Source organism: Mucilaginibacter sp. P1_A3, assembly GCF_056406855.1.
Genome location: NZ_JBFTZJ010000013.1, coordinates 33,891 through 55,549, shown reverse-complemented (window position 1 = coordinate 55,549; position 21,659 = coordinate 33,891). Strand labels below are relative to the sequence as shown.

The following is a 21,659-nucleotide window of genomic DNA, read 5'->3' as shown; positions in this document are numbered from 1 at the left end:
TTTATTAAAAATGTGTTAATTTTTGTTTTTGATTAATTTTCTGATGTTGACTATGTGCGCCAGTAATGCAATGGGCACAATAAAACAAGGAAGCCATATAAAGGGGAAATAAAACAAGGCAACGTTAGGCTGATCGAAGGCAAGCTTTTGGAAATCAAACGGCGCTGACAATATCGCGGTAACAACAATATTGGCCAGTAGTAATAAACAGGCAATATTCCAGGCCAGCAGCGCGCTCCTGCCGAGTGCATTTTTGATGTATCTCCAGTAATAAATCAACGGCGCGGTTAGCCCGCACAGGATATCAAAGTTTCGGCCCTCAAAAGTCATAATTCCAGGTACCGCCTTATGCAGGAATAACCAATACAAGGTGAGCTCTACCGGAACCCTCACGATATGGATCAGCGTTAATGTTTTTGCATCAAAGCCATCCATCAACAGCCTGCCTTTTTTTGTAAGGAACAGAATTACAATCATCACTACCGGCGGCATGAGTAACAGCGCGAACCTGGGAGGAGTGCCGCTGCTGATAAGGTAAAACCCTGATAGGCCGATTGCTGCCTGTAACACAAGCCACAGCAGCATGATGATAATTACGGGTTTGGAATGATTGCTGGCTTTGTACATCAACGCCACGGTGAGTAACGTGGTGAGTACAAATATTACTGGGATATAGATTGGTAAATGTTCCATCGTTTTGTTGTTTTGATGAAACAAAGGACGGGAAACTACAACCGCGGCATCTTGCCAAATGACAAGAAATGATAATGTGTTTATTTTTTTGAAAGAGCGGCCCTTATCCTGCTTAATGAGGTATCTGTAATGCCAAGATAAGTGGCAATGTTTTTTAACGGGGCGTGCTGAAATATCTCCGGCTTGGTTTTTAATAAAGTGGCATAACGCTCTTCGGCCGTTTCGGTGATCGTAGACAGCATCCGGTTTTTGAGTTCCGAAAACCCTTTCACCAGCATCGATCGTCCAAACTCTCTAAATTCGGGTAAAGAATGGAAAAGGTCATTTAACTGCTTATAGGTGATAAACCAGCCTTCGCAATCTGTTAAAGCCTGTATGTTTTCTTTTGATCTCGTCCGGTTGAAAAATGAAGCCACTTCAAAAATGATCTGTCCCGGCGCGTAAAAATTAGTAGTTATCTCATTTCCCTCAATATCGAAGGCAAAGGCTCGCATATAACCCTTGTCAAGAAATAAGTATTCGTCGGCTATCTTATCTTCTGTAAGCAGGAAATGATTCTTTGCAATCACCTTTTGTTCAAACCTATCAGCGAGTTCTTTAGCCATAGATAATGAAACCAGGTTGCTGTTGTGAAAAAAAGCAGAAAGGTGTTCTTTACTCATCAGATAAATTAGCTGAACGAATATAATCAAAATTTGGCAGGCATAATATTTCAACATCCCAAGCCCTTTTGTTTGACAGATTTCATAGTAATTTTTTATTTTTGCCTGCGTAATTAAAACGCCGCTGTATGTAATAGCTAATTTCTTTCCGGGAAAATAAACAGGACCCTTATCAGGCTCCTGTAATTATTCACTCTTTTAAAAGAAATTATGCTTATTCTGCAAGATGTTGCTTACATACATCCCAATAGGGATTTGTTGTTTGCTGATATTAACCTCGTTATCAACAAACAAGATAAAATAGCCTTAATTGGCAATAACGGTATAGGGAAATCTACCCTGCTGAAACTTTCGGCCGGAAAATTACAGCCTTCAAACGGACTCATAAAAACTACCACCAGGCCATACTATGTGCCACAGATTTTTGGCCAGTATAATGATTATAGCACTGCCCAGGCCCTTGAAATTGACGCGAAATTAAATGCCTTAACAGAAATTCTTGACGGCAACGTAACCGATGCAAACATGGCATTGCTTGATGATGACTGGGCAATGGAAGAACGTTGCAGAGAAGCTTTGGCGCATTGGGACCTTGAAGGATTAGATCTCTCTGAAAAAATGGGAACACTGAGCGGCGGACAAAAAACGAAAGTTTTTTTGGCAGGCATAATCATGCACCGCCCCCAAATAGTTTTACTGGATGAACCAAGCAATCACCTGGACAGCGCCAGCAGGGCCATCCTTTACAATTATATCGAAACCACCTCTAACACGCTGGTGGTGGTAAGCCATGACCGGGCATTATTAAATCTCCTGGATACGGTTTGCGAACTTAGCAAACATGGCATCACAGTATATGGTGGCAATTATGATTTTTACGCAGGGCAAAAAATGATTGAGAGCGATGCTTTAAACCAGGATGTCAAAAGCAAAGAAAAGGCGCTCCGTAAAGCAAAGGATACCGAAAGGGAATCATTGGAACGGCAGCAAAAACTGGATGCCCGCGGAAAGAAAAAACAAGAAAAGGCGGGGCTCCCCACCATTTCTATGAACACATTCAGAAACAATGCAGAGAAAAGTACCTCGCGGGTAAAAGGGGTACATGCAGAAAAAGTGGGTTCTATTTCGCAGGAATTAACGCAATTACGGAGCGATTTGCCGGATATTGGCAAAATGAAGATGGGGTTCAACAATTCCGGGCTTCACAGGGGGAAGGTATTGATTGATGCAAAAAACATCAACTTTGGATACGCCAATCAATTGCTTTGGAAACAGGCGCTGAATTTCCAAATCAGGAGTGGTGAACGCATTGCACTTAATGGGGTAAATGGTTCTGGTAAAACAACGGTAATAAAAATGATTTTAGGTGAGTTAGAGCCGCTTGCAGGAACCATTGACAGGGCCGCTATCAACGCTATTTACATTGACCAGGACTACTCACTGATTGATAATAAGCTTAACGTTTATGAACAGGCCCAACAATTTAATTCGGGTGCGCTGCAGGAGCATGATATCAAAATTCGCTTGAACCGTTTTTTATTTACAAAGGACTATTGGAGCAAACCCTGTAAAGCGCTTAGCGGCGGCGAAAAAATGCGATTGATGCTTTGCTCCCTAACAACAGGCAGGCAGCACCCGATGTTATTATATTGGATGAACCCACCAATAACCTGGATATTCAGAATATTGAAATTTTAACCTCCGCTATTAATGAATATAAAGGAACGCTGCTTGTGGTATCTCACGATGAATTTTTTCTGAAGCAAATAAATATGGAGCGCTCCATCGATATTGAATAAGGACGTTATCTAAAAAAAGTACCCGGCGATTGAATACTGCTGGGTACTGAATATTGATTATCAACTAACCCCGATGCATTATTAGATCATCTATTGTATTGCAGCATTCTTTCCTGGTTGAAAATCAGCGTTTGTAGTAAAATACTGTAAAGATAAAACCCAGGTAATTGTAATGAACAGCGTAAGTTTCTGTAAAATGGGCAAAACCTCCAGGTAGCTGCTGGTATAATAGACATACTCTGAGCAATAAAAAGCAAGAAGACAAATGGTGGAAATAATTTTAAATAAAAGCAACCTGGATTTGTATACAAATACGGTAATATAAAACATACTTACCAGGGCCATGGTGCATGCTATAGTAACCATAATGTCGTGATATGGTGTCACGGCTAAAAATGCAAATATCATTGCACCGGCTCCAAAGTATCTAACTATTTTGGCTGCGCCCTTTGTTGGTATTTTCTTTGAAATTTCGATAAAAAACAAAGCAAAACTGGCACTAAGGAACAACATGCCGAAAATAGCCCAAATCCGGGATCCGTTGTTTACGCCATTAACTGCTTTTTCGCCAAAGAGGTTACTCAGGTAGTTGTTTTTCCAGTCGTAACCAATGGAGTTTTTGTCGTGTTGAGAGCCGCCCGGATAATACAGTGTAGCTACCAGCAGCAGTAATAAAGAAATGATTATTCCAATTAAAATCGAGTGTTTTCTAAGCATACAATATCGGTTTAGAATATGCCAAAGCAGCGGCTTTATTTAGTTTTTACGAGATCCTTTTGTGCAAAACTGCTAATTCCTAAATATACAAAAATCGGGAAAGGAAATAGCATATTTGTTTAACCAACCATCACCGTTATGTATCCAGTTCAGTTTTTGTTCCGCATTGCCAAAACCGTGGCTGTTGCCGCTATCGCCTTAATGACTTTACTGGTTGTTATTGGCAATATAACGGACTATTTCACCAATTACCATTTTGTGGAGCATGTAATGAAAATGGATACTATTTTCCCGGGCAGCCATTTATATTACAGGCATGTGGAGAGCCCATTTCTTTTTCATGCCGGATATATTATCCTTATTGCGATGGAAGCTTTGATGGCATTTTGCGGCATTAAGGGAAGCTGGCTGCTTTTCAAAAACTTAAAATCAGATGCTTCGGTGTTTCATGCATCAAAGAATTGGGCTGTTGCGGCAATTACTATTGGAATAATAATCTGGTTTTTAGGCTTTGAAGTGGTGGGCGGTGAATGGTTTGCGATGTGGCAAAGTACCAGTTGGAATGGCTTAGGCGCAGCGGAGCGAATTGTCAGCTTCCTGGTCCTGGTTCTTATTCTGCTGTATTTAAAAGAGGAATAGTGATCAATGGTAATTACTGAGGGGAAAGTAATTCTATAATTAACAGTCGGCCCGCAATCAACCTTAAAAAGTTGGATTTTTAGTTTGATGATTAGGGCTATCTTAAAAAAGCACCAAAAGTGAAGAATGTGAAATATTTAACCTTTATTCTATTAATGATAAGTTGCGGTCTTTGTAAAGGTCAGGGGGTAAAATTTAAGTTTTATCTTACTAAAGCTTGTGGTAACATAGAGGAATTGGACACCTCATACTATCTATCCCCAGTTAATCAATTGGATACATCATTTTTCCCTAAAGCAGGGATAACATATTTACCTAAAACCGGTCGGTATTTAATTGGCTTTAATAGAGGCCCCCTGTTAGATTCGTCGATTATTGATATTAGAGACACTGGTTTATATATTTTAAGATATAAAGAGCCTGAAATTCAATTATTCATTACCGGCGTAACTGATAGGCCACCGATATATGTTAATTGTGAGCACCCAATTAACGGGTACCAAGAGGCCGTTTATCCGAATGGGAATTTGAAAATGCGCGGAAATTTTGTCAATGGCTACCAGAAAGACAGCTTGGTTACATTTTATCCGACAGGAAAAGTACAAAAACGTATTATTGTTTTAACTAAAATTATAAATATTGAGGAATATGATAGCTTAGGGAACTTAATTAAGGTAAGTCATAATCAGAAGAAATCATTTATGACTTATTGGGAATATGAATGGATAACCTATTTTCCGGATGGTAAAATACAGTCTAAAGAGTCATCAATTAAAAGAGTTATCAGAATCAAAGAGTTTTATCCGTCGGGGCAGATAAAAGTAACGCAAACTAAAAAAAGCAGGATCGAGTATTACGAAAACGGGGTGAAAGCGATTACATATAATTGGAAGCATAAACGGGAGAAGTTTGGAGGGCAAATTTCAAAGAATTTCACGGTATGGACAGTTAAGTATGATGAAAAAGGGCAAATTTTGCAATCGGCTGTTTACGAAGAATGGAATTATTCTGATCCTCAACCTCAACTTGATATTTCAAGGGCAAACTGGATAAGAAGTATTCAGAAATATAAAGACGGCAATAAGATCTTTGCGATTCAAGATATCGATATAAAAGAATATCTTAAAGCCTATCCAAATGATTGATTAGGATGTGTGTGTCAATTCATGTAAAACGCATTGTGTTTTACATGATAACCACTCAAATATGCTTTTTCAACTGAACGTTTAAACAATGTAAATTGACCTTTTCAACAAGGAGTCAGGTTGTTATTCCGCGTTTCTTTGTGTTATCATTAAAACAAAGAAAACATGAAAACAATATTCATTACCGGTACATCCAGTGGCCTTGGGAAAGCGGCAGTTCATTTATTTCACAGCAAAGGCTGGAAGGTGATCGCCACTATGCGCGACGTAAGCAAGGGCAAAGATTTTGACAGCCTGGAGCGCGTTACTGTGTTGCCGCTCGATATTACTAAACCCGAGGAAATTAAAAACGCCGCCGCTGCCGCGATTGCTTTAGGAGATATAGACGTAGTACTTAACAATGCGGCCTATGGTGCAATAGGTCCGCTGGAAAGCGTAAGCGATGAGCAATTATTAAAACAGGTTGATACAAATTTGCTTGGTGCTATCCGGGTTACACAGGCATTTATTCCCTACTTCAGGGAAAAGAAAAATGGCTTATTTATCAATATCACCTCCATAGCCGGCTTGGTCACTTTTCCGTTTGATAGCTTATACCATGCCGTAAAATGGGGATTACAAGGATGGACAGAAGGGATGAGCTATGAACTGGCCGCCTTTGGCATTGGTATCAAAACAGTTGCGCCGGGTTTTATCAGAACTGAATTTGGATCAAATATGGTGCTTACAACTGCCGAACCCTATAAAGAATTAATGGACCATTACCTGGGCGTTGTAGCCGGCATGATGGACCCTAACGCAGGCGGTTCAACCGCCGAAGAAATTGCGGCCGTAATATATGAAGCAGCAACCGACGGAAAGGACCAGGTACATTACACCGCCGGCACCGACTCGAAAGAGATGCACGAGCGACGTTTACAGCTTGGTGCCGAAGCTTCAAGAAAAGAAATGTCGGCCATATTTTTAGGCTAACCGGGAATTAAACTCCAGCTCGGGGAGCAGGGTTGATGTAATTTGCACATTAGCCCTGTTCCCGTATATTTGATCATATGGCTAACACCACCAATCCGCGCTTACCTCAAATTGTTTATTCCTGCGTTTCGAAAAGAATAGTGGAAGGTGAACTTTTTATAAGGCAGCATGTGGTCGACTATATTATTTCGGGCACATCCGAGGTTTATTTTGGTAGCAAATCCCACCTGTTTAAAGCCGGCGACTTCCGTTTTGCCGTGAAAAACAGGTTGAGCAAGTTTGTAAAGCAGCCTCCGCCGGGCGGCGAATACCGCTCCGTATCTATCTGCATTGATCACGACACGTTGCTGCAATTAAAGGATCAATTCCGGCGCGACATAACCGCTGCCGGCAGGCAGTACGACAATGTTTTTTTATTAAAACCCAACCACCTTTTTAATAATTACATTGATTCCCTTTTACCTTACCTGGAACATAGCCAGCACATGGATGGCGAATTGGTAAAAATAAAAATAAAGGAAGCGGTATTAGTTTTCCTGGGTGCTAACCCGGAGCTTAGGAACCTGCTGTTTGATTTCAACGAGCCGGGCAAAATAGATCTCCAGGCTTATATGAATGAGCATTATCAATACAATGGCGATCTTCAGCACTTTGCCTACCTTACCGGCAGAAGCCTATCTACTTTTAAGCGCGATTTCGAAAAAATATACCATACAACGCCAAGTCGCTGGTTGTTACAAAAGCGGCTTGAAGACGCGCATTACCTCTTAAAGGAAAAAAAGATCAAAGCCTCTGAAGTGTACCTGGAGGTTGGTTTTAAGGATTACGCGCATTTCTTTGTGGCCTTTAAAAAGTTATTTGGTTTAGCGCCATCAATGGTTTACGCTAAAACAAATTCGCAATAAGGGATTTTGTATAAATATTTAGATTAAAATCACATTTTAAGTGATCGAAAAAAATGCAAGACCGGGGCCGTGCGCGATTCCTTCCTCGGGGAAGGGAAGGTAGGGGTTAAATCAGGCGTTCAAGTAACGTTGTAGATGGTAATGTCGGTGAAATCCATAGTGCTCCCCCATAATCCCGGTGTAACTATAGCGTAATTATTATGGCGTTGCCTACGGCCCAGGCTTTCCCCTCATACGCCTGCAGGCATTACGCGCCAGGCCGGTACCCGGTACAATCCTTAACGCGAAGACCTCTCATTTCAAAGAAAGTTTTTACCTTCAGCTACTGCTAATTAACTACCAATTCGTTAAAAATCTAACCATAAAGTCACGAGTACTCTGCCCTCATTCCCTTGGCTGCATACTCGCGCCAGATGGTGAATACATGTATCCAACCTACAACCGTAAATGTCATCTAATAAATTGCCTGCTGGTCGCGGATAACGTAGCCTTTCCTAAACATGGTGTTTTTGTTTAGGGAAAATATATAAACAGGTTACTGTTTTGCAAACTACAGGCATAGTGGTTCGAACAGCGGGGGACTTCGAACAGCGGGGTTGCGTAACCGGACTCATTAATAATCTCTGCACATTCAATCGTTATTATTTAAAAGTGATATTTTTATAGCATGTTAGACAGCACAACAGAGATAGAATTATTACGCACGACATTGGGCTCTGCCGGCATGAAAGCCGATGCATTTGATCTGTCGTTGCCGCATTGGAAACTAAAACAGTATAAAAAAGGCGAATTCTATAATGAATATAAAAATATTTGTAAGCACCTTGGGTTCATCATCAGCGGGGTGTTTAGAATCTATCGCGTAAATGGAGAAACAGGTGAAGAAAAGAATATGCTTTTTTTTACAGACCATCAATTTGTAGCTTCTTATAAAAGTTTCTTAACCCAAACTTCGTGCGACTATTATACAGAAGCAATGGCTGATTCATTAATATTATACATACATATCGATCATCTTAATGAATTGTATGAGCAATCTCATCAATGGGAAAGGTTTGGCAGGATGGTTGCCGAAAAAGCCTTTTATGAAGTAATGGTTAATACAGAAGGATTTTTATTTAAAACTCCGGAGGATCGCTACCGGGAAATGATGGAAAAGCACCCGAATATTTTTAACGCTGTACCGCTTTATCATATTGCCTCCTATCTGGGCATCCAGGGACCATCGCTAAGCCGGATTCGGAAGCGAATGGTAGGCAAATAAATCTTATACTATTCCATTCTCCTGCAATTGTTACCCGGTTTATCAATAAGACCTTTCAATGGGTTATTCTATTGGCGTACCGCGTACAAAAAATCTTTTCGAATTTTCGATTTTAACCTGGGTTAAAATTATCCCGCCGGCTTACCCCGATGTTTGTGCTGTCCTAAACAATTAGGCATTAAACAAAATGAAAACAGCAATAATAGTTATGGCAATGAGTATATTAGGTTTTACTGCTCAAGCCCAAAAAACAAACAACAAAAATTCAGCAACTATCGTCCTTGTTCATGGAGCCTGGTCTGATGCAACAGCATGGCAGGCCGTTGTTCCGTTATTAAAAGCCCAGGGGCACGAAGTGATTGCAGTAAACCTGCCAGGTCACGGAACCGACACCACCTCATTTGCCAACATCAGCTTACAATCCTACGTGAATGTTGTAAAGAATGCAATTGGCGACAGAAAAAATGTAGTTTTAGTAGGCCATAGCATGGCTGGTTTGGTTATCAGCCAGGTGGCAGAAGAGATCCCCGGCCAAATAAAAGAATTAGTCTACCTGGCCGCTTACATACCCAAAAATGGAGAAAGCCTATTATCCCTTGCAAAGCAGGATCCAGACAGCCATGTTAGTAAATATTTACAAATTGATCAGACCACCGGTTCTGCAAACATTGCAAAAGATGGTATAATTGATGTGTTCGCCGCCGATGCTCCTGCACAGATAAACGACTTTATTATCAATAGCGTTAAAGCAGAACCTTTAGCACCATTGGCAACGCCGGTTACATTAACCAACGAAAAATTCGGCAGTGTAAAAAAAGTATATATCCACACTGCGAATGACCATGCAGTTAGCTTTCCATTACAGGAAACAATGGTGAAAAACAGTCCGGTTAGTAAAGAATATTCTTTACCAAGCAGCCATACCCCATTTATATCAATGCCCGGTAAATTAGCCGCCATTTTGCTAACAGCATCAAAATAAAACAAAGAAATACAATACCAGCAAAGAGGCCGCCTTCGAAATGAAGGCGGCCTTTTGTTTAAACTTTTATCGGATATAAATCTTAGCGAATAAATTTCATGCGGTAGGCCTCTTTTTGCCCCCTGACTACCGAGCCCGAACTCTTTTATGGTTGATTGATATTAGCGAGGGGTTTGAAGGCGCATTAACTTTTACTCGTTAATGTACTAACTAATTGACACTTATGGCATTTAAAATCATAGAAACCCAACCACTTTTCATCCAGAAACCATTCTCCGTTACACGATGGGCATTTTCTTGATCCATCCTTCGCAACTGAAATAGCCCGGTAGTTGAAAAGATAATAATAAGTGGCTACACCCGTCACTTTCGCTATTCTATGGCAAATATCCCGGCCGAATTGCGAAAGTTGAGATTTAGCGTCAGACATTTGTTTTATTGCCCATTTTTCTCCAACGTTACAACCCATATTCAGGTTATCACAGGAAACATAATCACCTTCCCAGGATTCAATATCAGTCCGATCTTTATCTGTTAATCCTTTTATTTGATAAATAGGAACCGGATGCCCACAAGTACCATAATCAATGGGTGAACTCTCATTTGAATAGGTAGTAAATAAGACGTACGAATCGCTACTATTGCAAGTACAGACATCCTTATAAAATGGAATATGTTGTCCAATAACTTCGGTATTCAATTTAGAATTACATCGCTCCTCTAAATTTTTAATTTTAAGATTGACCCATTCGTCGTTATATTGTGTATCCAACGAGTTTAACTCCAATGAGGTTTGATAAGAAATTATTTCATTTCCCGAAAAGTAAGGAGATTCAATCCCACCCATAATTTGACCAGTTCGACAAAGACTTTCCATTAGAATAATAAATTCATCAAATAGTTTCTCTTTCTCAAAATCAGAATTTACAGTTATTGATATTTTTTGCTTGTACACTGAGAGATTAATATTATCACAAAAGCCCTAAGTTAAAAAAGAAACCCAATAAAAAAGCCCTCAGATTTTCATCTAAAGGCTTTCAATAATCTCCCTATAACATACCAATGGTGGATCATTCAGTGGTCTCGTCCAAATTAACTCGTGGGATGAAACCCGGGACGCCGGTCTTCACCACTGCATTGTATCGCTGCCTGGTTTTAATGCGGTTGATTTCCTCAAACGCGTCTTCGGGCAAGGGAGAGATGTCGAAATTCTCACGCGCGCGGGCGGCAGTTCTGGGCGTGGTAAGCAAAGCCGTGCCACGCTGTAGCGCCCAGGCCAATAGCACCTGGGCCGGTGATTTTCCAATCCGTGCAGTAATCGCCAAAACAACCGGATCTTCAAGCGGCCCCGGCCTCATTCCGTGACCCAATGGCGCAAAAGCTAAAAATGTAATGCCCTTCTCCTTGCAGAATTCCAGAAGCTCTGTTTCCGGCAGATATGGGTGTGCTTCAACCTGGATCACGGCCGGCTTGATTCTCGCAGCTTCGTAGATGGGCAACAATTCCTTCAGGCTGACGTCAGACAGTCCGATAGCCCTGCATTTGCCACCGTCTACAAGATTCTCCATCGCCCTCCAGGTGTCGAGCAAATTCACGCTGTGATCGTAAATGACATTACCCTTTTCATCCCGCGGGTCCTGCTCCTCCCCCGGTTGAAATGCAAACGGAGTGTGGATGAGATACAGATCCAGGTAGTTGATCCTGAGTCTTTTCAAACTCGCCTCGAATGCGCCTTCAACAAACTCGGGCCTATGATTGGTGTTCCACAACTTGGTGGTGACAAAGATGTCTTCGCGGGCAAGTCCTTCAGCGGCAAGTCCTGCCTGTAAGGCCTCGCCCACTTCGCTCTCGTTGCGGTATCGTTCCGCACAATCGAAGTGTCGAAATCCAGCTTCCAGCGCGTCCCTGGTGGCTCTTATCGTCTCGGCCGGATCTGGAATCAGGGTACCAAACCCGAGCAGCGGCATATGGAGGGGGTTATTTGTTGACTTCATTTTATGATACGTTTTATCTAAATTATTAAAATGGAAAACTGCATGTAACAGCAGCATTGCATTATCAGCTATTCCAGGATAAAGTTAGGTACGTATTTTCTTTTCAATTCACCTAAAGCGCCAAAGATTTGATGATTCCGGCCAGCTCCCGTTTCTTACTTTAAGATGATATTATAAGGCTTCTTTTTACCCATAACAGCCGATCGAAATAATGGTTGAGAAAAATTTCAATCTGATAACTTTAATGCGGCTCTATTTGTATGCTATTGCCGCGCTTGATGGTCCTGCTAACGGAACGATTGCGGTTGATTTAAACCCTACAATATTTGCCCACCGGTTAAAGTCGGCAAATGTGTAATCAAATCCAGTTCCGGTTTCAATAAGCATATTCAAACTCATCATCATACCAAAAACGTTTTGCTTTCTTTCATCATCAATGATGCCCTCAATAGCCACAAATGCCCCGCCCACAGGGATTGCGTCATAAGCTTTTTTCATTAATGATAATTTATTTTCTTCGTCCCAATCATGCAGGATATTTCCCATTACAACAATGTCTGCATGAGGTATTGGCATGGTGAAGAAGTCACCGTTTGCAGTTTTTACACGATCTGATAACCCAAATTGCTGTATGGTAGCATTTGCAATAGGCTCAACAGGCGGCAGATCAAAACTTGTACAATGCATATGGGGATTATGCTTTGCAACCATAACCGAAAGCAACCCGGCCGAACCGCCTACATCAATTAATGTTTTATATTTTGCGAAATCAAATTTTTGAGCAAAGGCAATAAAATTACCCATCTGGATACCGCTCATTGCATTGGTAAATTCGTTCAACTTTTCAGGGTCCTGGTACATCAAACCGAAAAAATCTTCGCTCCTTTTTGCTTCGTTTTGCGGAAGCCCGGTAAGCAACCCCTCGCCCAGGTTACCCCAAAATGCATATAAACGATTGTTCATCATTTCAAGGATACCGCCAATATATGATGGTTTGTTTTTATCTAAAAATGTATCTGCATCCACCGTATTTGAATAAATGGCTGTATCCAAAATACCGTCACGCTTTAAAAAACCAAACACAGTTAAAGCATCTAAAAAATCATAAACATTCCTGTCTGTGCATTTAAGCTTTAAAAGGTCTTTTACATCTTTGGCCTTCATGATTTTCTTTTTGGCAAGCGTGGTAAATAATTCAAAACTCACTGCAGTTAAAAGAATTTTTGAGGCCCAAAAGCCTGTGCCAATTTTCATAATGTTTTCAGGTGATGGCTGGTTAGTTTGCTGTTCCATTTTTTTCTTATTAATTATCAGTTTTAATAAATTGGTTTGCATTCCAGGAAATTCTGCCGGGGGCGGGCAAAAATTAGGTTATCTAAAAATACGGTGATTTAATTTGATATAACTAAAAAAGCCTTCAGATTTTCATCTAAAGGTTTTCTGAACAACATTTCCATGAATGGCATACATTTGATCATTTTTGCGGTCCTTAGAATACAAAACCCGAACTCATTTATGGCTGATTGGAATTATTAGTGTTGTTATAGATAGACAAGAAGTGGGGACATGCCTACACAGGTTAAAACATTAAACAACAGTATTGTCAATTTGCGATTTATTTCTGTTGCCTGAAATAATTGCAGATATTATGGTAAAAACGAGTCCGAATATAAAAGAGATTCCCGCTAAAATTATGAATTTATAAGACAAGTGAGCCCAATAGTTATAGTCGTTACCGTAAACGGCTGCGCCACCAGCTAATGCATTTAAGGTTAATCCTAACCCGCATAAAATTATGGAAATCAGATATAGGCACCATCCTAAAATAACAATTGTGCGTTTTCGTTTTGATGCATTTTTAAAATCAAAAACCTTTTCGGCGAAACTTAAAGAGAAAACAAGGACGGCTGTAACCAGCGTTAAAAAGTGCAATCCCATATCCTTGGTTTCAAGGTAATTATACTTCAGGAACAATTCGGCAGAGGGACTCATAATTATTCGCTTTGCAATGCTGTTTCAAATTGTAAATAAATATAAGTATAAAACTATTGTATTACTAAAACATTCAACTTAGCGAAAAAAGCATTTAATGACTTACAAATTATTAAATGCATCTCATTAAAATAGCGTTGTGTTTTGTTCAGGTAGCGCAACAACACATTAAGTTAAAGTGATTTATATATTATATTTTTATTAACACAGGTAAAATCAATATACAAATCACTCAAAATCACCATATTTATTCAAGAACCGGATCATCCGTTATTCACAGAAACCGACATCAACTTAATTAATGATGACCATCATTATAATCATACCTATAAATCAGCAATTTTGCAGCATTACCTAAAATGTTTACGAGGCCTATAATAAAAGGATGAAAAAAACTGATCACTAACTGGCATCCAAATCCGGGAAGCTTCAATTTCAGGTTTGTCGAAATCCATAAAAAAGGAAATATCCTTGATTTATCTTACAGATATTTATAAGTTCATGATGAGGTATTTAATGTACTTGTTATTAGGCCTACTGTCTTCCTGTAGTAACGCAGAAAGATCTATCAAAGTAAAAGGTTCTGATACGGAGGTTAATTTAGTAGTGAGCCTGGCCGAAGGCTTTTACAAGGTACATGCCGACTTCAGTGTAGCGATCTCCGGTGGCGGATCTGGCCTGGGGATTGCCTCACTGCTCAACGGGCAAACAGATATCGCCAATTCTTCCCGTCCGTTGAACAGGGAAGAAAAAGAATTGTTAAAAACAAAAGGCATACCTATCCGCACGGTAATTTTTGCAGAGGATGCTACTGCTTTTATCGTTAGTCAGGATTTCCCCTTGGATTCTATTGATATTGTATCCTTAACCAGGGTATTAAACGGGCAGTACAAAACCTGGAAACCTGTTATCGGACAAGATATCCAGATCAATATTTATGGCAGGCAAAGTAATTCGGGTACCCACTCCTTCATCAGTAAAAAACTAAAAATAGCATTTAGCCGTGATGCCAAAGAAATGAACGGCAGCGCACAAATAGTGGAAAGTGTTAAGCGCGACAAGTCAGGTATAGGTTACGTAGGCGCAGGTTATATCCTTCACGATGGTGTTAATCAACCCATTAAAGTTTTAAAAATCACAGAAAAAAAAGGAATGACGGCCATATCTCCGTTAGATACAAAAGCAATTGCTGCCCATCGGTACTATTTTCAACGCCCCCTATACCAATTTATACCACTTACGTCCTGGAATAAGGTGGCTGCATTTATCAATTTTGAAAAAGGGCAAGCCGGCCAAAAAATAATCACCACATCAGGTTATTACATTATCCCCAAATAACATGCAATTAGCAACCAGAGAAAAAATAGATAACGCTGCCAAACTTCTTTTCAGAATGACCGGCCTTATGGTGATTGCTATACTGGCGGGGATATTTTTAATGCTGCTGTGGAATACAGCAGCTTTCTTTTTGAAAGTAAAACCATTTGATTTTATTACCGGCACCCAATGGAACCCATCGGGAAGCCCCGCTATTTACGGGATGCTGCCGTTATTGGTGAGTACCAGCCTTGTTACCTTCGGGGCGATGTGTATAGCTATCCCTTTAGGAATTGGAACCGCCTCCTTCTTATCAGACTATGCCGGTAAAAAGTTGAAAAGCATTTTGAAACCGGCAATTGAAATGCTTGCTTCAGTTCCTTCGGTAGCAATTGGATTTTTAGGTATCGTTGTACTGGGTCCTGGCATTGCCGGAATGACCGGGCAATCAAATGGGTTGAACGCGCTCAATGGCGCCATTTTACTCGCTATCATGTCTTTACCTACTATCATCACAGTAACCCAGGATGCACTGGAGGGCGTTCCAAATGCTTATAAGGAAGCCAGCTATAGTGTTGGCGCAAACAGGTGGCAAACTTTAATACTGGTAACTATACCTGCTGCTGCACCAGGTATCCTGGCAGCCATTATGTTGGGAGTTGGGCGCGCTATCGGCGAAACCATGACCGTGCTGATGGCTACCGGTAACGTATCTGCGTTTCCAAAAGGATTTTTCCATTCTGTGAGAACCATGACAGCAACCATCGCTATAGAAATGGGCGAGGTTCCGTATCAAACCACCCATTATTATGGGCTGTTTGCTATAGCGGCCGTACTCTTTTTGATGACACTGCTAGTTAATGTTGTTGGGGAATATTTTGTAAATAAATACCGGAAATATCAGGCAGCATGATCAGGAAACTTACACCGGTTATTGAATGGGGAACTTTATTGTTAAGCACTGGCTTGGCCTGCTTTTTCCTGGCAATAATACTCTGGGACCTGATCAGTAAAGGTGCTCCCTCCTTATCCTGGGAGTTCATCAGTAGTTCCCCCACCGATGGAATGACTAAAGGTGGAATTTTACCTGCAATCATCGGAACTGTATTGCTAACGTTCATGACTGCCCTCGTAGCGGCTCCCTTTGGTATTTGCTGTGCAATTTATCTGAATGAATATGCTGTTGATAACTGGCTCACCAGGATCATCAGGGCGTCGATACGGAATTTAGCAGGGGTGCCGTCCATTATCTATGGTTTATTCGGACTGGCGCTGTTTGTCCAGGGCCTGCAATTGGGTACTTCACTTTTAGCAGCCGGGCTAACCTTAGGCCTTTTATCGCTCCCTTACATTATTATTACTACCGAAGAGGCCTTACGGCGTATTCCTAATCGGATGCGGGAGGCCGCTTTGGCGGTTGGGGCTACGCAATTGGAATCTATCCGGGATGTTGTATTGCCTTCTGCGCTTCCGGGCATATTAACCGGCCTGGTGCTGACGTTATCACGCGCTGCCGGTGAAACAGCGCCTATACTATTTACTGGAGTAGCTTTTTACATCAATAAACCGGCGGCCTATTTAAATCAGGAATTTATGGCGCTGCCTTACCATCTATATATGTTATCCACCCAACACCAGGCTATTGAACAGGTAAGGCCGTTAGCCTACGGTACGGCATTGGTATTAATTATTGTGGTATTCTTTTTAAACCTATCCGCTTTCTATATCCGGTATCAGCACAGTAAGCATGAATAAAGAACACATCAAACTATCGGCAACCGCTGCTAAGCTATGGTTTGGCACCAAGCAGGTATTGAAAAACGTTACGGTAGCATTTCCCGAAAATAAAATAACGGCGCTGATCGGACCATCCGGCTGCGGTAAAAGTACCCTTCTCAGATGCTTTAACCGGATGCATGATCTATCGCCGGATGCCAGGATAGAGGGTAACTTTCTGCTAGAAGAGCAAAACCTTTATAAAGGCAATCTTACGGCTACAGCAGTTCGCCGGCGCATCGGAATGGTTTTCCAGCAGGCCAATCCTTTCCCCAAGAGTATTTATGAGAATATTAATTATGGTTTAAAGATCAATGATATTCCTAAACACGAACGCCCCGCCATCATTGAAAATGCTTTGAAAGAAAGTTATATATGGGATGAGGTGAAAGATGACTTGCAGAAACCCGCCACCAAGCTGTCCGGCGGACAGCAGCAGCGCTTATGTATAGCACGAACCGTTGCTTTGCGGCCGGAGGTTATTTTAATGGATGAACCCTGTTCGGCATTAGATCCAATTAGCACCTCCAAAGTTGAAGAACTAATCCTGAAACTAAAAAAAGACTATACTATCGTGATCGTAACGCATAATATGCAACAAGCACAGCGCATAGCAGATAAAACGGTTTTTATGTATTTAGGGGAAATTATTGAAGCGGGCGACACGCATCAACTTTTTAATAAACCCCAACAGGAAATGACGGGCAATTACGTAAAAGGGAATTTTGGGTAGAGGACTGCGCTTTTATAATGATGCTTAAAAAATAATAGCTTATAGGCAAAGATCAAATACTGCATTTCCGTATCCTTACTTTAATAAGGGGCATCAGGCAATGAGGTGTTTTTTATATATCAGATATCACCTTCTTCCATTATAACATTTACAGAAATAAAGCGCCCGCTCAAATAAAAATTCTGATAAGCGGGCAATGGTTTTTCAATGCCCTACGTTGAATTCATTTCTAAGATATAAACTGTAAGGTTTATTCGGAAGATGATCACGTTTTAACTTTTGTAACGACGGTTGTTAGGGCTGAATGTGGCATAAGTTGACAAATGTTGTGTTTTTATGTTAAAAAATTGGTTGCTTGAATCTGCTTCAAAAGTAATTTTACTCCTGCAAAGCTGCTACAATTCTAATCAAATAGCTGCTGAATTATAAACCAATAAAGCCGACCGGCAAGTTCTGTCAAAATTTCGATTTAAGTTATTAAAGCTTGATCGACCTGTATACTATAGTTTAGTTGTATTCAGGAAACGTACAAACCGGTTCGACTCTACAATCGATTGCAAACCTTTTCTGAGCTATATTTATGAGAGAATAAACCAAAAAGATCTTGTTTTGCCGGTCACCGTTCGTGGCCCGCAGTAAACTACGCCGGCATCAATATCATGGATTCTATAACCAATTAATTCAATCCTGATACAAGCTACCGGTTAAGCAACCAATTAAGTAAACCACCTTTTATTAAACCAAATGAAGGCATCCTTATAAGGTACGTTCAATAATTATGGATGAGCTTAATTCATTCATCACTTAACCATTACCAATACGGAGAACTGTTTGAAATAAGTGGTGAATCTTACCAGTTTCCCAACCAATGTTTTCAATTAACAAACCAAAATATGAAAAAAAAATATTTACTAAGCACTTTCATGAGAATGACGGTTATAATAGTATTTATAAGTATTACTATTATAAACTCCACGTTTGCGGCTAATGGCCTGGCTCATTTGCGGTATACAAATCCTGATGTAATAACATCAGACGTAAACAAGGTTATCACGGGTAAAGTAACCGACGAAACCGGTGAAGGATTACCAGGCGTAACGGTTACATTAAAAGGTACTACCACCGCGGTCGGAACTGATGCCAATGGTGCATTCCGCATTGAAGTTCCTAATGATCAGGCGGTACTTGTTTTTACTTTTATAGGATACGCTTCCAAAGAAGTTTCTGTTTCAGATAAATCTGTGATTAACGTATCCTTAAAGGGCGATTCTAAATCATTAAGTGAAGTTGTTGTTGTAGGTTACGGAACACAAAAGCGTGCCAATGTAACCGGTGCTGTGTCATCAGTAAGCAGCAAAACAATATCAGCGTTACCTGTTGGCGGTGTTGATCAGGCCTTACAGGGCCGGGTTGCCGGTTTAACGGTTACCAATAATGGTTCGCCAGGTACCGCGCCTATTGTACAGATACGCGGTGTTAGCTCAATAGGTTATGGAGTCGACCCCTTGTACATTATTGACGGTTTTCCGGGCTCTATCGGCGGGCTTGATCCAAGAGACATAGAATCAGTTGATGTACTTAAGGACGCGAGCGCCGCAGCAATTTACGGTTCAAGAGCAACTAACGGCGTTATCATCATCACAACCAAGAAGGGATCCAGGGGCAAGGTTGTGTTAAGCTTCGATTCATACGCTGGATTTCAGGAGGTTACTAAAAAGTTCGACCTTCTTAATACAAACCAATATGTACAATACGAAAGGGCTTTAAACGGAGCCGCCGGTATTGGTGTGCCGCCGCGTTTACAACCGGCAAACTTTAATCTGCCCATCTATGCAGGCTCTTCGCAAACCTTCGCCCAAACCAATACAGACTGGCAGGACGCCTATTTCAAAAAAGGACCTGTGCAACAGCACGCTGTTTCACTAAGCGGTGGGAATGAAAATTCACGCATATTTACTTCTGCCAGTTACTTTAATCAGGATGGTATTACCGTTGGAACAAATTTCAGCCGTAAAAGCTTCCGAATGAATTCTGATCATAACCTGAACAAGTTTATTACAATCGGCGAAACATTCAATGTTTCGGAAACCCGCCAACGTTTTGGGATCCCTCCAGGCAACAGAACGCCCCTTACCAACGTGATAAGGATGCAGCCATACTTACCTATTTACAATCCTAATAATAACGGCGGTTTTTTTGGCCCACAAAGCAGTTTTGACGGTGCCGACCCGGTAAACCCGATAGAACAGGCACTAATTAACGAAAACCGTAATTTTGGTGTTGGAATACGCGGCAACGCTTATTTAACGGTCAAGTTTACACCATGGCTGAAATTCAATTCCACTTACGGCCTTGATTACGGAACAAACAGGCAAGAACAATACACCCCAATATATAACGATGGTGGTACTTCAAGCAACCCGCTTGCTTCAATAACCGAAAATACCGGAAGCGGCACTACTACGCTATATACACAACAATTAACTTTCGATCACACCTTCGCCAGCAAACACCACGTTTCGGCTTTGGCAGTTTACGAGGTGCAAACCAACCGTGGCGATAGTCAAAATTCATTTGGTAACCAAAATAACAACATTATACGTACACTAAACAACGCCACAAACACCACTACCAATTACACTTATAGTACTAACGTTCTTCAGTCATTAGTAGCCCGGGTTGGGTATGATTTTGAAGGGAAATATTTAATTTCCGGTTCAATACGTCGTGATGGCTTATCTGTTTGGGCTCCGGGCCACAAATATGAAAACTTCCCTGCGGCTTCGGTGGGCTGGAAGGTTGACCAGGAAAGTTTCATGAAGGATATTAAATCAATAAGCGAATTCAAAATTCGGGCCGGTTACGGCGTTACCGGGATAAACGGAACTGTATTGGGAAATTACCCTTACGTTTCCAATGTTTCTGCAGGTGGCACAACATATCCATTTGGCAACCTGGCAACAGGCGCTAACGCTGGTAACGGATCTTTTTACACTGCATTAAGTAATTATTTTCTTCATTGGGAAATAACAAAATCAACAAACATTGGTTTCGACCTGGGCTTATTTCAAAACGCATTTACGCTATCGGCCGAGGTTTATAAAAGAAAAACCGATAACCTGATCTTGACTATACCTGTACCACCCAGCGAAGGAGTTGGCGCCCCATTGGGAAATGTTGGCTCGATGCAAAACACTGGTATTGAATTAACCGCAGGTTACCATAAAACCACCCACGACTTTAAATATGACATATCAGCTGTGTTTGGTTTAGGCAGAAATAAAGTTACCTCATTAACAGGAGCTGCAAACGGTGCGATAAGTGCCGGCGGCGACGCAGATTTTGGTGGTGGTGGTCCAATTACCAACACTTCGGTTGGTCAATCTATACAGTATTTCTACGGTTATGTGGTTGAAGGCATATTCCAAAATGCATCAGATGTAACCAGCCATGCTACTCAAACAGGTGCAGCACCAGGCGATTTAAAATTTAAAGATATTAATCACGATGGCGTAATTGATGCTAAGGACAGGGTTAACCTGGGTAGTTACCTCCCTAAATTCACCTATTCATTAAATTACTCTGCCAGTTACAAGAATTTCGACCTTTCTTTATTTTTCCAGGGCGTATATGGCAATAAAATATTTAACGCCGAAAAAATTATCGCTCAAGGTATGTCCCGGTTATTTAACTCAGATGTTGCGGTGTTAAACGCCTGGACTCCCACCAATACCAATACAGTTATTCCGAGGGCTATTTCAGGAGACCCTAACTCGAATGTAAGGCCATCATCCCGCTGGGTTGAAAGCGGCTCATACCTTCGTTTAAAAAACCTCCAGTTAGGTTACAATTTGCCAATGCCGTGGCTTAAATCGGCCAGTAACAATTTAGTAAGCAAAGTGAGGATCTATTTATCATCAACAAACCTGTTCACCATTACAAAGTACACCGGGCTTGATCCGGAGGTAGGCTCCAAAAACGGAACGCTTACAAATGGTATAGACTATGGTCAATATCCTTCGCCAAGAGTGTTCCAGGCAGGTTTACAGGCAACATTTTAACAATCATT

At 41.0% G+C, this 21,659-nt stretch carries 19 protein-coding genes; 12 read left to right on the top strand and 7 right to left on the bottom strand.

From position 1 onward, the window contains the following. Positions 1 to 15 precede the first annotated feature (15 nt). Together AC1D0K_RS25145 and AC1D0K_RS25140 are read right to left on the bottom strand one after the other, a co-directional pair. The gene (locus AC1D0K_RS25145; RefSeq protein ID WP_477392164.1) at positions 16 to 693 is read right to left on the bottom strand and encodes a hypothetical protein; all 678 of its coding nucleotides are present in this window, start codon (positions 691 to 693) and stop codon (positions 16 to 18) included. An 80-nt stretch (positions 694 to 773) separates the two neighbouring features. Then, positions 774 to 1,355, bottom strand: coding sequence for a Crp/Fnr family transcriptional regulator (locus tag AC1D0K_RS25140; protein ID WP_477392165.1), 582 nt, complete (start codon positions 1,353 to 1,355; stop codon positions 774 to 776). A gap of 210 nt (positions 1,356 to 1,565) precedes the next feature. On the opposite strand from AC1D0K_RS25140, the gene AC1D0K_RS25135 reads away from it, so the two are divergent. Beyond that, a complete protein-coding gene (locus tag AC1D0K_RS25135) occupies positions 1,566 to 3,053 on the top strand; it encodes an ATP-binding cassette domain-containing protein (protein WP_477392166.1) in 1,488 nt (495 codons plus the stop codon). Between the two features lie 191 nt (positions 3,054 to 3,244). On the opposite strand, the gene AC1D0K_RS25130 is transcribed toward AC1D0K_RS25135, so the two are convergent. Beyond that, a complete protein-coding gene (locus AC1D0K_RS25130) occupies positions 3,245 to 3,871 on the bottom strand; it encodes a hypothetical protein (protein ID WP_477392167.1) in 627 nt (208 codons plus the stop codon). 138 nt (positions 3,872 to 4,009) lie between these two features. On the opposite strand from AC1D0K_RS25130, the gene AC1D0K_RS25125 reads away from it, so the two are divergent. The 6 genes from AC1D0K_RS25125 (at position 4,010) to AC1D0K_RS25100 (ending at position 9,778) form a co-directional block, all read left to right on the top strand. Further along, the gene (locus tag AC1D0K_RS25125; RefSeq protein ID WP_477392168.1) at positions 4,010 to 4,510 is read left to right on the top strand and encodes a DUF2165 family protein; all 501 of its coding nucleotides are present in this window, start codon (positions 4,010 to 4,012) and stop codon (positions 4,508 to 4,510) included. A 128-nt stretch (positions 4,511 to 4,638) separates the two neighbouring features. Beyond that, positions 4,639 to 5,655 (top strand): toxin-antitoxin system YwqK family antitoxin, encoded by a 1,017-nt coding sequence (locus AC1D0K_RS25120; RefSeq protein ID WP_477463118.1) that lies wholly within the window; start codon positions 4,639 to 4,641, stop codon positions 5,653 to 5,655. Positions 5,656 to 5,820: 165 nt separating this feature from the next. After that, positions 5,821 to 6,627: an SDR family oxidoreductase gene (locus AC1D0K_RS25115; RefSeq protein WP_477392170.1), complete on the top strand. Its 807-nt coding sequence runs from the start codon at positions 5,821 to 5,823 to the stop codon at positions 6,625 to 6,627. Positions 6,628 to 6,704: 77 nt separating this feature from the next. Continuing rightward, positions 6,705 to 7,532 carry a helix-turn-helix domain-containing protein gene (locus tag AC1D0K_RS25110; protein ID WP_477392171.1) on the top strand — a complete coding sequence of 276 codons (828 nt, stop codon included), beginning with the start codon at positions 6,705 to 6,707 and terminating at the stop codon, positions 7,530 to 7,532. A 667-nt stretch (positions 7,533 to 8,199) separates the two neighbouring features. Further along, complete coding sequence (locus tag AC1D0K_RS25105) at positions 8,200 to 8,796, top strand: Crp/Fnr family transcriptional regulator (protein ID WP_477392172.1); 597 nt, start codon at positions 8,200 to 8,202, stop codon at positions 8,794 to 8,796. A gap of 187 nt (positions 8,797 to 8,983) precedes the next feature. Continuing rightward, on the top strand, positions 8,984 to 9,778 hold the full coding sequence (locus AC1D0K_RS25100; protein ID WP_477392173.1) for an alpha/beta fold hydrolase: 795 nt from the start codon (positions 8,984 to 8,986) through the stop codon (positions 9,776 to 9,778). A 184-nt stretch (positions 9,779 to 9,962) separates the two neighbouring features. Here the strand turns inward: AC1D0K_RS25100 and AC1D0K_RS25095 are convergent, their stop codons facing one another. The 4 genes from AC1D0K_RS25095 to AC1D0K_RS25080 form a co-directional block, all read right to left on the bottom strand. Beyond that, positions 9,963 to 10,733, bottom strand: a complete 771-nt coding sequence (locus tag AC1D0K_RS25095; protein WP_477392174.1) for a DUF2310 family Zn-ribbon-containing protein — start codon at positions 10,731 to 10,733, stop codon at positions 9,963 to 9,965. A 115-nt stretch (positions 10,734 to 10,848) separates the two neighbouring features. Further along, the gene (locus tag AC1D0K_RS25090; RefSeq protein ID WP_477441847.1) at positions 10,849 to 11,772 is read right to left on the bottom strand and encodes an aldo/keto reductase; all 924 of its coding nucleotides are present in this window, start codon (positions 11,770 to 11,772) and stop codon (positions 10,849 to 10,851) included. Positions 11,773 to 12,024: 252 nt separating this feature from the next. Continuing rightward, complete coding sequence (locus AC1D0K_RS25085) at positions 12,025 to 13,065, bottom strand: methyltransferase (RefSeq protein ID WP_477392176.1); 1,041 nt, start codon at positions 13,063 to 13,065, stop codon at positions 12,025 to 12,027. Between the two features lie 294 nt (positions 13,066 to 13,359). Then, on the bottom strand, positions 13,360 to 13,764 hold the full coding sequence (locus AC1D0K_RS25080) for a hypothetical protein (protein WP_477392177.1): 405 nt from the start codon (positions 13,762 to 13,764) through the stop codon (positions 13,360 to 13,362). A gap of 501 nt (positions 13,765 to 14,265) precedes the next feature. Here AC1D0K_RS25080 and AC1D0K_RS25075 point away from each other — a divergent pair. The 5 genes from AC1D0K_RS25075 to AC1D0K_RS25055 all read left to right on the top strand — a co-directional run bounded on the left by AC1D0K_RS25075 (position 14,266) and on the right by AC1D0K_RS25055 (position 21,651). Beyond that, a complete protein-coding gene (locus AC1D0K_RS25075) occupies positions 14,266 to 15,102 on the top strand; it encodes a substrate-binding domain-containing protein (RefSeq protein ID WP_477392178.1) in 837 nt (278 codons plus the stop codon). Position 15,103: 1 nt separating this feature from the next. After that, a complete protein-coding gene (gene pstC, locus AC1D0K_RS25070; RefSeq protein WP_477392179.1) occupies positions 15,104 to 15,994 on the top strand; it encodes a phosphate ABC transporter permease subunit PstC in 891 nt (296 codons plus the stop codon). Further along, positions 15,991 to 16,836, top strand: a complete 846-nt coding sequence (pstA, locus tag AC1D0K_RS25065; protein WP_477392180.1) for a phosphate ABC transporter permease PstA — start codon at positions 15,991 to 15,993, stop codon at positions 16,834 to 16,836. The genes pstC and pstA overlap by 4 nt, the downstream gene beginning before the upstream one ends. Further along, positions 16,829 to 17,590 carry a phosphate ABC transporter ATP-binding protein PstB gene (gene pstB, locus AC1D0K_RS25060; RefSeq protein WP_477392181.1) on the top strand — a complete coding sequence of 254 codons (762 nt, stop codon included), beginning with the start codon at positions 16,829 to 16,831 and terminating at the stop codon, positions 17,588 to 17,590. The genes pstA and pstB overlap by 8 nt, the downstream gene beginning before the upstream one ends. 893 nt (positions 17,591 to 18,483) lie before the next feature. Then, complete coding sequence (locus tag AC1D0K_RS25055) at positions 18,484 to 21,651, top strand: SusC/RagA family TonB-linked outer membrane protein (RefSeq protein ID WP_477392182.1); 3,168 nt, start codon at positions 18,484 to 18,486, stop codon at positions 21,649 to 21,651. The last annotated feature ends 8 nt before the right edge of the window (positions 21,652 to 21,659 follow it).

What these genes read in the sequence shown, in the direction of transcription:
- AC1D0K_RS25130 (WP_477392167.1), bottom strand. Translation starts at nt 3,871, where the DNA reads ATGCTTAGAAAACACTCGATTTTAATTGGAATAATCATTTCTTTATTA.
- AC1D0K_RS25100 (WP_477392173.1), top strand. Translation starts at nt 8,984, where the DNA reads ATGAAAACAGCAATAATAGTTATGGCAATGAGTATATTAGGTTTTACT.
- AC1D0K_RS25110 (WP_477392171.1), top strand. Translation starts at nt 6,705, where the DNA reads ATGGCTAACACCACCAATCCGCGCTTACCTCAAATTGTTTATTCCTGC.
- AC1D0K_RS25105 (WP_477392172.1), top strand. Translation starts at nt 8,200, where the DNA reads ATGTTAGACAGCACAACAGAGATAGAATTATTACGCACGACATTGGGC.
- AC1D0K_RS25075 (WP_477392178.1), top strand. Translation starts at nt 14,266, where the DNA reads ATGATGAGGTATTTAATGTACTTGTTATTAGGCCTACTGTCTTCCTGT.
- AC1D0K_RS25115 (WP_477392170.1), top strand. Translation starts at nt 5,821, where the DNA reads ATGAAAACAATATTCATTACCGGTACATCCAGTGGCCTTGGGAAAGCG.
- AC1D0K_RS25145 (WP_477392164.1), bottom strand. Translation starts at nt 693, where the DNA reads ATGGAACATTTACCAATCTATATCCCAGTAATATTTGTACTCACCACG.
- AC1D0K_RS25125 (WP_477392168.1), top strand. Translation starts at nt 4,010, where the DNA reads ATGTATCCAGTTCAGTTTTTGTTCCGCATTGCCAAAACCGTGGCTGTT.
- AC1D0K_RS25090 (WP_477441847.1), bottom strand. Translation starts at nt 11,772, where the DNA reads ATGAAGTCAACAAATAACCCCCTCCATATGCCGCTGCTCGGGTTTGGT.
- pstC (WP_477392179.1), top strand. Translation starts at nt 15,104, where the DNA reads ATGCAATTAGCAACCAGAGAAAAAATAGATAACGCTGCCAAACTTCTT.
- pstB (WP_477392181.1), top strand. Translation starts at nt 16,829, where the DNA reads ATGAATAAAGAACACATCAAACTATCGGCAACCGCTGCTAAGCTATGG.
- pstA (WP_477392180.1), top strand. Translation starts at nt 15,991, where the DNA reads ATGATCAGGAAACTTACACCGGTTATTGAATGGGGAACTTTATTGTTA.
- AC1D0K_RS25135 (WP_477392166.1), top strand. Translation starts at nt 1,566, where the DNA reads ATGCTTATTCTGCAAGATGTTGCTTACATACATCCCAATAGGGATTTG.
- AC1D0K_RS25055 (WP_477392182.1), top strand. Translation starts at nt 18,484, where the DNA reads ATGAAAAAAAAATATTTACTAAGCACTTTCATGAGAATGACGGTTATA.
- AC1D0K_RS25085 (WP_477392176.1), bottom strand. Translation starts at nt 13,065, where the DNA reads ATGGAACAGCAAACTAACCAGCCATCACCTGAAAACATTATGAAAATT.
- AC1D0K_RS25080 (WP_477392177.1), bottom strand. Translation starts at nt 13,764, where the DNA reads ATGAGTCCCTCTGCCGAATTGTTCCTGAAGTATAATTACCTTGAAACC.
- AC1D0K_RS25140 (WP_477392165.1), bottom strand. Translation starts at nt 1,355, where the DNA reads ATGAGTAAAGAACACCTTTCTGCTTTTTTTCACAACAGCAACCTGGTT.